The sequence below is a fragment of the Halalkalibaculum sp. DA384 genome (assembly GCF_043951955.1).
GTDB lineage: Bacteria > Bacteroidota > Rhodothermia > Balneolales > Balneolaceae > JAMQKA01.
The window spans coordinates 58,806-72,714 of sequence record NZ_JBINJE010000021.1 but is presented as its reverse complement, the minus strand read 5'-3'; the positions used below and the strand labels follow the sequence as shown (position 1 = coordinate 72,714).

Here is a 13,909-nt window from a genome sequence, read left to right as displayed (position 1 = left end):
AATTTCAATTATTGGTTTTGATTTCAAATCGATAAAAAATAAAAAATCTATATATCATTGTTATACAATGAGTTACGCAGAATTATGGTTTTTTTAACAGGACACTAGTGTATTTATTACGACAATTACGTGCAAGGAGTTTCCCTTGTTTGCCCAAAAACCTTGCATTTATGCGGTCCACTTCCTCCAAATGCGCCACAGATTACCCCTTCATTAGTATGAACCTCTGTCATAGAAAAGGTTAGAATGTGTCTTTTGGAGGAAGGAAGCACTAAATAAGCGGAGTTATAAGGAGGGAGATGTAGAAGCAGACCCGGGGCCGGTAAACCATTCACGCAATTCCGGCCCCGCCGCTGCTCAATACATTTTGGCGAAATTATTTTTCGCGAAGTAGTGATATCCTAGTTTTGCAGCCTGAAGACTACCGGCAAGCTGTACTGTACGGGAACCGGCTCTCCACGCTGTCGACCCGGTTCAAACTCGGCCTGTTTTACACAGCGGACAGCTTCCTCGTCAGCTCCGCCGCCGATGCCGCGGGTTACGCGAGGGTTTTCCACCTGTCCCTGCTCATTTACGATAAACTGAACGATAACGCGCCCCTCAATACCGGCTTTTCTGGCCATTTCAGGGTATTTAACGCAGCCCTGCAGCTCGGCCAGTCCTCCTTTCAGCTTGGGCATCTGTTCAACAACCACGAAGAAGTCTTCCTCCTCTTCTTCAGCTCCTTCATCATCGGGAGGCGGGGGCAGCTCGAGTTTCTCATGCAAGTTGAGGTCCGCACTGATATCAAAATTTTGGTCCTCTATGATTTCATCATTGGGAACTTCCACCGGAACGGGAGGTCGCGGCGGGGGTGGCGGCTTTTCGCGCTGTTCGGTCCGTACGATGTCTTCAATTTCAACGACCTCCTGCTCTTCCGTCAAGTTCACCTCTTTTTCAACGGCCTGTATCTCAACTTTCATAGCAACCAGGAAGACCGCCAAGACAAAAATGAGGCCTGTTTCCAGGAGCAGTGTGTAATAATTGCGCAGGTCGGCCTCCGGTTTTTTTCGATCATCAGCCATGGTAACCACCTCTTGTCGTTTAAATAAATGAAAGGGGAGGTCCAGCCCGGAATTATCCACAAAAGAAATAATAATCGGAGCATATAAATGTATCTCGTTTACATCTGCCTCCAGCTCATTTTTCGGGTGTAAACCGGGGTGAAATCTCCTCCTTCGGTTTAACGATTTGTGTTAACCTTTTTTCGTGGAGTTTAACGTTTTTTGGCCGAAAATATTGTGCCGCGAACCTGTAAAAACTGCATGTATTTCTGCTCGGTCGTATATTAGTAATGTAAGATTCAGGGTTGAAATGTTATATCCGGTTTAGCCAGCGGTCCATTCAGCCGGAGCTGCAGGTCGGTACCGTTATCCGGAAGCTTGAGACTGGTGATCTGCTGAAGCTGTTGAAGGAATGTCTGGAACCGGGGAGAGGTATCGTGAATTCGCAGGGTGGCATCTCTCAGGGTCGATTGCCGGAACTGGGCCGGATCCAACAAAAAGTGGCCATTGAGCGTGAGGGTAAAAAGTTCGGAATCAAGCCTCATTTCGCTGATAAAGAAAAGGTGGTCTTCCAGCGTATATTGGTACGTGAGTGAAGCCCCGGCGAGGGGGATCGCTTCTGGTTGAAATCCAAATCCCCGGATAAAAAATTGGTATTTCTCCCGGAACGGGGGCACCGGGGACCAGGTAATACCTGAGAGTTCGATCCTGTTCTGCAGAGAGTCGGTTTCATTACCGGGCTTCCCAAAGTAGGCATCCGCAAAAAGGGAGTCGGCCTGCACGGATCCGATCCCCTCTTCCGGCTGGTGGAAGCTAAACTGCCGGCCCTGGGCTTTAATATTGTGCTGAAGCTGGGCAGGCCGGTTCGTGAGTGCCTGCAGAATCAGATTCCATAAATTTCCGCTGTAGTCGATGGTCAGCGAATCCATCTTGACTTCCAGGAATGTTTCACGGTCGGTGTAGGAGATATCGGCAAGTTCCAGCACGCCGTGCTCCACCTGTTTCAGTCCTGATTCTGTGCCCCATACCATAAACTTGAGGAAGTCGGTGTAGGCCAGGTTAAACCGCGCTGAGGTGGCGCGCTGTATATTCCGGTCTTGAATAATATTGATATTGGAGAAGTGAATATCCCCGGAAAAAGGGCTCACTTCGATAGCGGAAAAATCTACCGTCAATTTCGGGGTTGATTTTGAGGCGATCTCCCGGATCGTTTCGTCAATAGTCTGTTCGGCATTGCGGGCCGCATAAAAATGATAGGCAAGCAGGCCAAGCACCAAGAGCAGTACTCCTGAGAAAAGGTAGATCAGTTTTTTTTTCATTAGCAGCGGGATTTTGTTAAACCGGGAACTGAACTTTTAAACAAAGGGCTTTGCAACTCCCTCAATTCCTTGTTCTGAGGGAGTTGTACTCCCGTTAAAAGGTCAATAAGGTCGGTAATACAACCACCTCCCAACAAAATAGCAGGTTCTGCAAAGGTCCCAAACAGTAGATCAACGGGGCACGAACCTGCATATACTAACATTAACCTGAATTTGACATAATTATCTCAACCAGAATGCCCGTTTACCTTGAAATAGAAACAAAAAACCCTTCTTGAAGAAGGCCCAATCGCGTGGTTCGCGCGCGATTGGGTCGGGAGGTGTAAGCCTAAAACAGAGAATAACATCCCTCCCGCCTTCAGCGGGGCTCCCCTCAAGGGGAGATTAAAGTGCAGCCCCCAAGAAATTAAAAAACAATTTTAAAGTTGGACGTTATATTGAGCTCATGTTAACATTATGTGCAATTTACGGACTGTCTCAAAATTGCGGGTTACCAAACAGTAACAGGTACCAGAGCTCGATAAAGGATTGTATAACACATCCCCTGCTCATCTACTGCCAGTCGAAGCTCCCGTCGGCTGAAATCCGAAGGTTTCCCTCTTTGCCCTTTCCGGCCAGTTCCTTGAGGGTGGTATCTTCCAGCATATTACGGATTTCGTCCCTGGTTTCCGCCCATTGGTCATGCAGCGGACACGGTTTTTCGACGCCACATCCGGGCAGGCCGAGGGCACATTCGGTCAGCAGATCCATTCCGTCGACGGCCACGACCACTTCGAGCAAGGTTACTTTATTTCCCGGCTTTTTCAGTCGAACTCCGCCATTGGGACCTTTCAGGGATTCCACAAGGTCGGCCTTGGTTAGTTCCTGTAGAATTTTGGTTAGGAAATGGTAAGAGATGTCCAGTTTTTCACTGATCTCCCTGATCGGCATATAATTGTTATCTGAGCTGGAGGCCATGAAGAGGGAAGCCCGGATTCCATATACGCAAGCTTTGGAAAGTAACATGAAAAAGGTTTTGGGAATTAATACTACGTTGTCTTAGTTGGCTGCTATAAGTTTAACAAGCAAGGAAGAAACTTGCCATCCCTTCCGGAAGATTGGTGCGGCACCGGCGGGATGTGCCGCACATGGCAGATCGCTTACCGGATTTTTTCGATTTTTTCATAGGATGTTTTAATCCCCTTGATCAAGGCTGAACTAAGTCCGTAGTGTTCCATTTCGTTCAGACCTGCGATAGTGCAGCCTTTGGGCGTGGTCACTTTGTCGATCTCATGTTCGGGATGACCGCCCGACTCCAGCAGCAGGGCCGAGGCCCCGAGTGCCGTCTGGGCCGCAATGAGCTGCGCTTCCTCGGCATGGAATCCAACTTCAATACCTCCTTGCGAGGCCGCACGGATAAAGCGCAGGAAAAATGCAACGCCACAGGCTCCCAGCACTGTAGACGCCTCCATCAGTTCAGTGCCGATGACCAGCGTACGACCAATTGTTTTAAACAGGTTTACGGTGGATTCTTCAGCCTCTTTATGAGGGGTTTCCTCGATACAGGTCATCGACTGGTTGATGGCGGCCGCCGTGTTGGGCATTACACGAATGATGCGGAAGCCGGTACCGGTCAATTCAGCAATTTCTTCATCCGTCAGGCCGGTAATGGCAGAGATCAGAATATGTTTTTCCGGATCGAGTACGGGTTTAATCTGTTCAATAAGCTTTTCAATCTGGTTGGGTTGAACCGCCAGAATGAGAAGCTCTGCATTTTCTACAGCTTCGAGGTTGTCGGAGGTAACGTTGATTCCATCCTCTTCCAGATGCTTGATCAGCTCTACTCGCCGCCGGGTGATAGTTACATTGTACTGATCACGGGCTTCGTCGGTACCGACCAGTCCTTTGGCCAGTGCCGTTCCGAGATTGCCTCCACCCAGAATTGCTACTTCTTTTTTCATGATGTTGTGCGTTTTGTTTTGGATTAAATTCTTTCTTCAAACAGTCATGTAACCACAAAGGACGCGAAGAATGCGCAAAAATACCCAGGTTAAATCACTGCGTGTATTGCGGTTAAACAGCTATCCCTTAAAAGCGTTATCAAACTTCTTCCGGATTTCCTCATTACAAAGATTCCCGATGCTCCCCTCGTGGGTGTGCTCCACCTGCTTCTCCGGGTTGAACGTTCCTTTGCCAATCTGCTCCGCCACCGCCCGGTACGCCTCGCGAAACGGCACGCCCCGGCCCACTTGTTGGTTCACCACTTCCACGCTGAACAGGTATTTATACCGCTCGTCATCCAAAATATGTTTGTTGACTTCGATATGCTGCAGCATGAACTCGGCCATATCCAGGCACGATTTCAGTACTTCCACGGCCGGGAAGAGCGCTTCTTTCAGGATCTGGTACTCACGGTGATAGCCGCTCGGCAGGTTGCTGTTGATCATCGCCACCTGGTTGGGCAGCGCCTGGATGGCGTTGCACTTGCCCCGGATCAGCTCAAACACATCCGGGTTCTTTTTGTGCGGCATGATACTGGAGCCGGTCGTCAGCTCATCCGGGAAGGAGATAAAATCGTGATTTTGACCCGCATAGAGCACGGCGTCCATCGCCATTTTAGAAAGCGTGGCTGCTACAGATGATAGTCCGGTGGCCAGCGACTGCTCCAGCCGACCGCGACTCATCTGCGCCGACACCGAATTATATTTAAGCGTGGAAAAGCCCAGCTCTTCCGTTGTATGTGTTCGATCGATCGGGAGATTCGAGCCATATCCCGCTGCCGAACCCAGCGGATTCTGATCAGCTACACTATATGCCGCCTTCAGCTGATGAAGATCGTCAACCAGCTGCTCGGCGTACGCGCCAAACCAGAGTCCAAACGAAGAGGGCATCGCCACCTGGAAATGGGTATAACCCGGCATCAGTACGTCCTTGTGCTGTTCGCTCAGTTCTATGAGTCGGTCAAAAAGGCTTTTGATAAGTGATTTAATCTGTTCAATCTCGCTCTTGGCATACAGATGCATGCAGACCAGCACCTGGTCGTTGCGCGAACGGCCGGTGTGAATTTTTTTGCCTGCATCGCCTACCGCTTCCGTCAATCGGTGCTCAATTTTGGAGTGGATATCCTCGAACTCCTGCTCGATAGTGAACGTACCTTCCTCCACCTCGATACCGATTTGTTGGAGCTCGGTAACCAATCCGTCGAGTTCTTCTTCGGAGAGAATACCTGCTTTTTTAAGCATCCTGGCGTGGGCAATGGAAGCCTGCACGTCATATTTTGCCAGCAGCAGATCGAGTTCACGGTCGTTGCCCACCGTGAACTCTTCTACCTTTGTTTCCGTGTCGAAACCCTTGTCCCAGACTTTCATGATATGGTCAGAACCTTGCTTAACAGTTCAATGTAGGTGTCGATGCCCTCCTCGATCTCCGACAGCTTGATAAACTCGTCGGCCGTGTGCGAGCGGTTGGAGTCGCCGGGACCCATTTTAAGAGAGGGCACAGGCAGCAGGGACTGGTCCGAAAGCGTAGGCGAACCATACGTTTCGATCCCCATCGCTTTTCCCGTAGTCACCAGCGGGTGGTCGGTTGGAATCGAGGAGGGCCGGAGCTGTACTGAGCGCGGTGCGATCTCCGATTCCGTGTGGTCGTCAATGATTTGCAGCACATCCTCCAGCGAGTAGGCGTCGGTCGTTCGCACATCGACGGTAAAGGTACAGCGGTCTGGCACCACGTTGTGCTGGCTGCCGGCATTGATAATCGTTACCGTCATTTTGATGGGACCCAGCGATTCAGAAACCTGGCTGAACCCGAAGGTTCGGAACCATTCAATATCCTTCATCGCTTTATAGATGGCGTTGTCGGCGCCGTCGTGGGCGGCGTGCCCGCTCGTGCCCCTGGCCGTACAATCGAGGATCAGCAATCCCTTCTCGGCAATGGCCATTTTCATTTGCGTAGGTTCACCGACAATGGCGCAGTCAAATTCCGGCAGTACATCGCGGGCGGCGCGCATGCCGTTGTCACCGGAGATCTCCTCTTCCGCCGAGGCACAGAATACCACGTTCCAGGCCAGGTCTTCACGATTGTGAAAATGGAGAAAGGTCGCCATCAGGGAGACCAGCGGACCTCCGGCATCATTACTTCCGAGTCCGAACAGCTTGCCGTCTTCCACTTCCGGGCTGTGCGGGTCGCGGGTGTACCCGTCATTCGGCTTTACCGTGTCGTGGTGCGAGTTGAGCAGCAGGGTCGGCTTGCCCGGCTCAAAATGCTTGTTGGTAGCCCAGATATTGTTGTGCAAGCGATGGGTTGTCACGCCGTGCGATTCGAGAAAGTCAATAATGACCTCCGCGGTATCGTCTTCCTCCTTGGAGAGGGACGGGGTGGCAATCAGCTGCTTAAGCAGTTCGATCGCTTCGGTATGTAATGAAGTAGAGGTCTGAATCATCATGTCAGTATTGTTCCTGTTTTGGTTAGTAGATTGGCAGGATGTTTGATCTCAACCTGCCGTACGCCCTTGTTCAGGGCTTTAAAGGCATTCTCCATTTTGGGGAGCATTCCCTCATGGATGGTGCCGTCTTCTTTAAGCTCGACATACAGTTCCCAGTCGATTTCGGGGATGACGGAACGATCATCCTCCACATCAGCGAGAACGCCCTGTTTTTCAAAGCAGAAGGTCAGGGTAACCTCAAAATTTTTGGAAAGGGAGTGCGCCAGTACAGCCGCCAGCGTATCGGCGTTGGTATTGAACAGCTGCCCGTGGCCGTCGTGCGTCAGGGCACAAAAGACGGGTGAAATGTTCATCTTGAGCAGCTTGCTGAGGCCGGGAACATTTACGCTGTCGTCATCCACATCGCCGACAAAGCCGTAATCGATTTCGGCATCTTGCCGTTTGAAAGCCTTAATCGCATTCAAGTCGGCCCCGGAAAGCCCCAGCGCGTTGCAACCGCGGGCCTGTAGCTTGGCCACCAGGTTTTTGTTAATCAGCCCGGCGTAGGTCATGGCAGCCACATCGAGCGAATCTTTGTCAGTGACGCGGCGACCTTTATTCATTTTTACCTCCACGCCCAGTTTGTCACTGATCTGACTGGCGATGTTACCGCCGCCGTGGACCAGAATTTTGTGCCCGTCAATATTGCTGAAATCATCTAAAAATTCGGTCAGCAGTGGTTCATCGGCCACAACTTTACCACCGATTTTAATGACGTGAAGTGAATCCATTTAGTGAGCCTCCAAAATATTTTTCAGTACAGCCTGGCAGGAGCATACCCTGTTCCTGGCTTGTTCGTAAACAATTGAGTTGTCAATGACGGTATCCTCGGCCACCACGTTGCGGCGGATCGGCAGGCAGTGCATGAACCGCCCGTTGTTGGTCAGGTTCATCTTCTCCGCCGTAACCGTCCAGTTGCCCTCGACCGGCGGCCGCTGGCCATACTGCGTGTAGCTGGCCCAGCTTTTGGTATAGACAAAGTCAGCATCCCGCAACGCTTCTTCCTGGTCGTAATTGACCTCCACGCCGCCACTGAACTCCTCATCCAGCTCATACCCTTTGGGATGGGTCAGCGTTACGTCGGCCTCGGTGGTTTGAATCCACTCCAAAAAGGAGTTCACCACCGCGTGGGGCAGCGGTTTGGGATGCGGGGCCCACGTTACCGCAATTTTTGGCTTTTTAATTCCTGTTTCCGCAATCGTCACGAGGTCGGCCAGCGACTGCAGCGGATGCCGGGTGGCCGACTCCATACTGACCACCGGTACGGAGGCGTGTTCGATAAGCTGGTTGAGCACCTGCTCGTTGTAATCCTCCTTGCGATCCTCGAATTTGGCAAACGACCGGATCGCCAGGATGTCGCAATACTGGCTGATCACCTGTGCGGCGTCTTTAATGTGTTCAACGGTGTTACCATCCATGACCACGCCATCTTCAAACTCCAGCGCCCAGCCGTCTTTGCCCATATTCATGACGATGGTGTTCATCCCCAGATTCTGTGCGGCCTTCTGGGTACTCATACGGGTACGCAGGCTGGGATTCAGGAAGATCATCGCCAGCGTTTTTTGGGAACCGATATCCGAGAGAAACGGGTCGGCTTTCAGGCGGATCGCCTCGGTAATTAACGCACTGACATCCTCGACGTCGGAAACCTGGGTGAATTTATTCATTTGTCAATGATTTTTATAAAAACTATTCGTTCAATTGAGAACGCAGATAAAACGGATTCAGCTGACAAACACGGATATCAAGAAGTATTATCGGTGTTCATCCGTCTGATCCGAGTTAACCGTGTTCTGTCAACAAGACACTAGAAGTAACTCGATTTAAGTTTCAACCCGGTATCTTCCGGCAGTCCCAGCATCAGATTCATATTGTGGACCGCCTGGCCGGAGGCGCCCTTCAGCAGGTTGTCTACAATGCTCGTAACCAGCAGGTTGTCGCCGTGCTTTTCAACGTGCAGCAGGCATTTGTTGGTGTTAACCACTTGCTTTAGATGCAATGGCTCACTGCTAACATGGGTAAACGTGGCCTCTTTGTAGTATTCGGCATAGAGTTCCACCGCCTGCGGTTCCGTCAAATCCGTTTTGGTGTAGGCCGATACGAAGATGCCGCGCGTAAAATTTCCGCGCATCGGGATGAAATTGATATCCTTGTTATAGACGCCCTGCAGTTGTCCCACACTCTGCTTTATCTCGTCAAGATGCTGGTGGGTGAAGGGTTTGTAGATGGAGACGTTGCCCTCGCGCCAGCTGAAGTGTGTGGTACTACGGGGCTGTTGTCCCGCCCCGGTGGATCCCGTAATGGCGTGGATATTTATATCCTCCAGCAGTTTTTTGTTGGCGGCCATCGGGAGCAGCGCCAGTTGAATGCCGGTGGAAAAACAGCCGGGATTGGCAATCTGATCTGTTTTGCAGATTCCTTCGCGATTCAGTTCCGGCAGACCGTAAACAAATTCCCGGTTGTTGTGGCTCGCATCCTCCCGGAGCCGGAAATCGCGACTCAGGTCCACAATGTTGACATCGTCAGGTAGAGGGTGCTCTTCCAGGAAGGGTCGCGAGTTGCCGTGTCCCATGCAGAGGAAGATAACATCTACACCGGTGTTAACTTCGTCGGAAAAGATGAGGTCGGTTTCCCCCACCAAATCCTGGTGAATTGAAGCAACCGGTTTTCCGCCCTGGCTGCGGCTGTATACAAAATCGAGTTCTACTTCGGGGTGGTGGAGCAGCAGGCGAATCAGTTCGCCCGCCGTGTATCCGCCCCCGCCTACAATGCCTGTGGTAATCATGATTGGTCGTTGTGGACTGATCGGTGAAGATTAATTTGATTGGACAGAATTTTGGAAAATCCTTTCACATCCTCTCCGCTCCAGGCCTTGTTCATTTCGCCGTAGTCGCCGAAGGAGGATTGCATGAGATCGTTGTCGGAGCTGATTCCCAGGATTTCATACCGGTATGGATGAAGGCTCACTTTCACGGTTCCGGAGACCGCCTCCTGCGTATCCTCCATAAACGCCTCTATGTTGCGCATTACGGGATCCAGGAACTGTCCCTCGTGGAGCATCTGCCCGTACCATTCGCCGAGCTGATCTTTCCAGTAGAGTTGCCACTTGGTGAGGGTGTGCTTCTCAAGCTGCCGGTGGGCGTTGATGATGATCAGCGGTGCGGCGGCTTCGAATCCCACACGCCCTTTTATGCCGATAATCGTATCGCCCACGTGAACATCGCGGCCGATGGCGTAGGCGGAGCCCAGCTCATCCAGCGTGCGGATCGCTTCAACGGGGTCCATGTTCCGCCCGCCAACCCCGACCAGTTCACCTTCGTCAAATTCAAGTTCCACAATTTCTGAGCCGTTTTTTTCCAGCTGGCTGGGCCAGGCGTCGTTCGGCAGCGGCAGGTGCGAGGTCAGTGTTTCCGCTCCTCCAACCGTGGTGCCCCACAGTCCTTTATTGACCGAGTATTGCGCTTCTTCCCAGTCCAGGTCTACGCCGTAGCCTTTCAGGAATTCGACTTCCTCCTCGCGCGAAAGCTGTTGGTCACGGATTGGCGTCAGGATTTCGAGGTCGGGGACTATCACGTTAAATACGAGATCGAACCGGATCTGGTCGTTGCCGGCGCCCGTACTTCCGTGGGCGATGTAATCAGCATTCAGCGTCTTCGCGTATTCTGCCACGGCGATGGCCTGCGAAACCCGCTCGGCGCTCACCGAAAGGGGATAGGTGTGATTTTTCAGCACGTTTCCATATACGAGGTACCGGATGATCTGCTGGTAAAAATCGTCTACTTTGTCGATGGTTTTGTGGGAGGCGGCCCCCAGCGAAAGTGCCTTTTCTTCCACCTCGTTCAGTTCTTCTTCGGTAAATCCGCCGGTTTCCACCAGGACGGTATGAACCTCGAGATTCAGTTCATTCTTCAGGTAGGCCACGCAGTAGGAGGTGTCGAGCCCCCCGCTGTAGGCCAGCACTACTTTTTTGCTGTTACTCATTGCCATCCAATTTTGAATTTTAGAATCGATTCGGTTTTACGGATAAACTGTTTCTTCTTCAGTTTGAGAAAGCGTTTAAAGCGTTCCCACCTTTTTTCCTTCTCCTGCTGCTTGCGCTTCTTCTCTTTCTTCTTTTTCTCCTCGGGATCATAGAGCATGCCGGTGCAGAGGCAGTTTTTACGATTGTTGCTGTTCAGAATATCGTAGTTCGGGCAGCTCTGGCAGCCGTCCCAAAAGGTGTCGTCACGCGTCAGTTCCGAGAAGGTAACCGGCTCATAGCCTAGGTCGGAGTTGATCTTCATAACCGCGAGACTGGTGGTGATGCCGAATATTTTGGATTTGGGATATTTCTTGCGGGAAAGTTCAAAAATTTTGTGCTTGATCTTTTTCCCCAGTCCCATGCCGCGATAGTCGGGGTGGACGATAAGGCCGGAGTTGGCAACATATTCTTTGTTACTCCATGATTCGACGTAGCTAAATCCCACGAATTTGTCGTTGTCCAGGGCAATGACCGCTTTTCCATCCCGCATCTTGGCCCGTATATAACCGGGTTCCCGTTTGGCAATCCCGGTACCCCGCTTATGAGCAGCCTCCTCCATAAGCTGACATATCTCCTCGGCATACTTTTGATGCGAATCGTCGGCTATTGTGACTTTGATATCCATGTTGGTAGTAAGTTTACGTAAGACAGAGCGTTCAGAGGAATTCTGTCTGGTGATTGGTGTTGATTTGGCGGTTTGATTCGGAGCAGGGCCGTAAACCTGTCTCCGATGAATGGAGATATCTTATGAGGCCCGGAGGGGCCGCGGCGGAAGAAGAGGAAGGCATCGTGGTGGTACAGGAAGAGCGTATACAGCAGAGCTGCTGTTTAGCAATTGACAATATTTTCCCGTTGATTTTAACATGCATCGAAATATAACGGTTCCCTGCAGCATAATGCAAATATTTATTCAGGTGTTTTGCATTTTAAATATTACAAGAGAATACAGAAGTGAAAACATGCAACTTTTATCCTTTCAACACTTAACTTATTAAGGGCTTTGCAAAACCCTCAATTTCTCGTTTTGAGGGAGTTGGACTCCCGTTTAAAAGGTCGATACGGAACCCCCTTCCAACAGAATAGCAGGTTCTGCAAAGGTCCCTTATTAATATTTATATTTGTTACTCTATGAGCGAATCACTATTTGAGAAAGCAGAACAGAGTCTCCGGAAGATTTGGGGATATATATCCTTTCACACGGGCCAGGATGAGGCGATTCGTTCGGTGCTGAACCGAAAGGAGACCCTGGTGCTTTTTCCCACGGGCGGGGGGAAGTCGCTCTGTTACCAGGTGCCGGCAGCCATACAAGAGGGGTTGACCCTTGTTATCTCTCCGCTTGTCGCCCTGATGCAGGACCAGGTGCAACAGCTTAACGAGCGGGGACTTCCGGCAACATTTGTCAACAGCACGCTATCTTTTTGGGAAATTGAGCAGCGATTCGTAAACGCCCGGAACGGGATGTACAAGCTTTTTTACTGTTCCCCGGAACGCCTCAAAACAGATCTGTTTGAAGCCGAAATGGAAAAATTGAACATCACCCTGGTGGCCATTGACGAGGCGCACTGCATCTCGCAATGGGGACATGATTTTCGACCGAGCTACCGGGATATCCGCCCGTCGCTGGAACCGATTGCCGATTCGGTAACATGGCTGGCCCTTACGGCTACGGCCACCCCGGAAGTGCGTGACGACATCGTTAAAAACCTCGGATTTGAAAGCCCGAATATTATCTCCAAAGGTTTTGACCGGCCAAATTTGAAATGGTGGGTGATTCAAAGCAACAGGAAGGATGCGAAGCTGCTGAAAGCGGTAAGCAGGGCTGCTGATAATGGTGCAGGACTAATTTATGGTGGAACGCGGCGTAATTGTGAACGACTGGCAAACCTGATAAACCGGAAGCTTGGTATTCAAACGGCGGCCTATCATGCAGGTTTCGAAAATGAGGAGCGGAATCGGATCCAGGAGGACTGGCTCGAGGGAAGGGTGCCGCTGGTTGTCGCCACCAACGCGTTCGGCATGGGTATCGACAAGGCAGACTGCCGGTATGTCATTCATTATGAGATGCCCTATTCGCTGGAAGCCTATTACCAACAGGCGGGGCGTGCGGGGCGCGACGGAACTGAGAGCTTCCCCATACTGCTTTTTAATCCTTCAGATGCCGTAAAAGCGGAGCGGCGGCTCAAGGATTCTTATCCTGAGCAAGAGCAGCTTGAGCAGGTGTATCATGTTTTGTGTGATGAGCTGAACCTGGCCCTGGGATCTGAGATGGAACAGGCTGAACAGGTTTCGATTGAAGCATTGACCAAGCGATCGCATCTGCCTAAAAAGATTGTGCACTCTTCCCTGAAAGTGCTCAATCAGCTGGGTGTTATTCAGCTGATTGAGAAGGTGGTTCCCCAGGTCGTACTTCAGTTTGTGGCCAGCCAGGATCGAATCAGGGAGTTGATTGATGAGTGGGAGAACCAGCGAAAGTCGGCGTTTCTGGACACGATCTACCGGCAGTTCGGGGCCAAGGCGTTTGCGGAGAAGAAGCACCTGGAGCTCGATTACCTGCAACGAAAGCTGGATACCTCCCGAAACGGGGTTATAAAGGGCTTGCAGGTGTTGCAGGATCACGACCAGCTCCTGCAGTTTGAGGCGATCGGGGAGATGCCGCTCGTTCGGTTGATCGAAGAGCGCGTCTCCAGGCTCCCGTTCCAAAAGCAGGAACTGGAGGGACACCGGAACAGCCTGTTGAAGAAGCTGGAGTATATGCTGGGATATATCGAGACGGATGGCTGCAGGGAGGTTTACCTGAGAAATTATTTTGGAGAAGAGAATATTCAGCCCTGCGGCCATTGCGACAACTGCTTGGAGGTGATCAATACGCCGGAGGCACACCTTCGTCGCAGGCATCTGCAGGAAATCCAAAATGTTTTACAGGATGATGGAGGAAAGGCGATCGGGGAAATTGCTGAAATAACCGGCAAAAAGAGGTCAGAGCTGAAGACACTGCTGTCGTTCCTGATCAGGGAGGGCCGGGTTATAACAAGGGAAAATAAATTTTACTGGAGTTAGAGAAGCC

General features: G+C 51.2%; 12 protein-coding genes. 1 reads left to right on the top strand and 11 read right to left on the bottom strand.

Annotation, left to right across the window (positions count from 1 at the left end):
* Positions 1-401 precede the first annotated feature (401 nt).
* The 11 genes from ACG2E4_RS12635 to ACG2E4_RS12585 form a co-directional block, all read right to left on the bottom strand.
* Complete coding sequence (locus ACG2E4_RS12635) at positions 402-1,064, bottom strand: energy transducer TonB (RefSeq protein ID WP_395257997.1); 663 nt, start codon at positions 1,062-1,064, stop codon at positions 402-404.
* A 278-nt stretch (positions 1,065-1,342) separates the two neighbouring features.
* On the bottom strand, positions 1,343-2,362 hold the full coding sequence (locus ACG2E4_RS12630) for a hypothetical protein (protein WP_395276781.1): 1,020 nt from the start codon (positions 2,360-2,362) through the stop codon (positions 1,343-1,345).
* A 552-nt stretch (positions 2,363-2,914) separates the two neighbouring features.
* Positions 2,915-3,367, bottom strand: a complete 453-nt coding sequence (locus ACG2E4_RS12625) for an RrF2 family transcriptional regulator (protein ID WP_395258001.1) — start codon at positions 3,365-3,367, stop codon at positions 2,915-2,917.
* 134 nt (positions 3,368-3,501) lie between these two features.
* Positions 3,502-4,302 carry a pyrroline-5-carboxylate reductase gene (proC, locus tag ACG2E4_RS12620; protein ID WP_395258004.1) on the bottom strand — a complete coding sequence of 267 codons (801 nt, stop codon included), beginning with the start codon at positions 4,300-4,302 and terminating at the stop codon, positions 3,502-3,504.
* 120 nt (positions 4,303-4,422) lie between these two features.
* Positions 4,423-5,709, bottom strand: a complete 1,287-nt coding sequence (gene argH / locus ACG2E4_RS12615; protein ID WP_395276780.1) for an argininosuccinate lyase — start codon at positions 5,707-5,709, stop codon at positions 4,423-4,425.
* Positions 5,706-6,785 carry a M20 family metallo-hydrolase gene (locus tag ACG2E4_RS12610; RefSeq protein WP_395276779.1) on the bottom strand — a complete coding sequence of 360 codons (1,080 nt, stop codon included), beginning with the start codon at positions 6,783-6,785 and terminating at the stop codon, positions 5,706-5,708. The genes argH and ACG2E4_RS12610 overlap by 4 nt, the downstream gene beginning before the upstream one ends.
* Entirely contained in the window at positions 6,782-7,555 is a 774-nt protein-coding gene (gene argB, locus ACG2E4_RS12605) for an acetylglutamate kinase (RefSeq protein ID WP_395276778.1), read from the bottom strand. Before argB ends, ACG2E4_RS12610 begins: the two co-directional genes overlap by 4 nt.
* Positions 7,556-8,491, bottom strand: coding sequence for an N-acetylornithine carbamoyltransferase (locus ACG2E4_RS12600; protein WP_395276777.1), 936 nt, complete (start codon positions 8,489-8,491; stop codon positions 7,556-7,558).
* A gap of 140 nt (positions 8,492-8,631) precedes the next feature.
* A complete protein-coding gene (argC, locus tag ACG2E4_RS12595; RefSeq protein ID WP_395258017.1) occupies positions 8,632-9,609 on the bottom strand; it encodes an N-acetyl-gamma-glutamyl-phosphate reductase in 978 nt (325 codons plus the stop codon).
* Positions 9,606-10,805 carry an argininosuccinate synthase gene (gene argG, locus ACG2E4_RS12590; RefSeq protein WP_395276776.1) on the bottom strand — a complete coding sequence of 400 codons (1,200 nt, stop codon included), beginning with the start codon at positions 10,803-10,805 and terminating at the stop codon, positions 9,606-9,608. The genes argC and argG overlap by 4 nt, the downstream gene beginning before the upstream one ends.
* Positions 10,802-11,470, bottom strand: coding sequence for a GNAT family N-acetyltransferase (locus tag ACG2E4_RS12585; protein ID WP_395258020.1), 669 nt, complete (start codon positions 11,468-11,470; stop codon positions 10,802-10,804). Before ACG2E4_RS12585 ends, argG begins: the two co-directional genes overlap by 4 nt.
* Before the next feature lie 503 nt (positions 11,471-11,973).
* Between ACG2E4_RS12585 and ACG2E4_RS12580 the strand changes: the two genes are divergently transcribed.
* Entirely contained in the window at positions 11,974-13,902 is a 1,929-nt protein-coding gene (locus tag ACG2E4_RS12580) for a RecQ family ATP-dependent DNA helicase (RefSeq protein ID WP_395276775.1), read from the top strand.
* Positions 13,903-13,909: the final 7 nt, after the last annotated feature.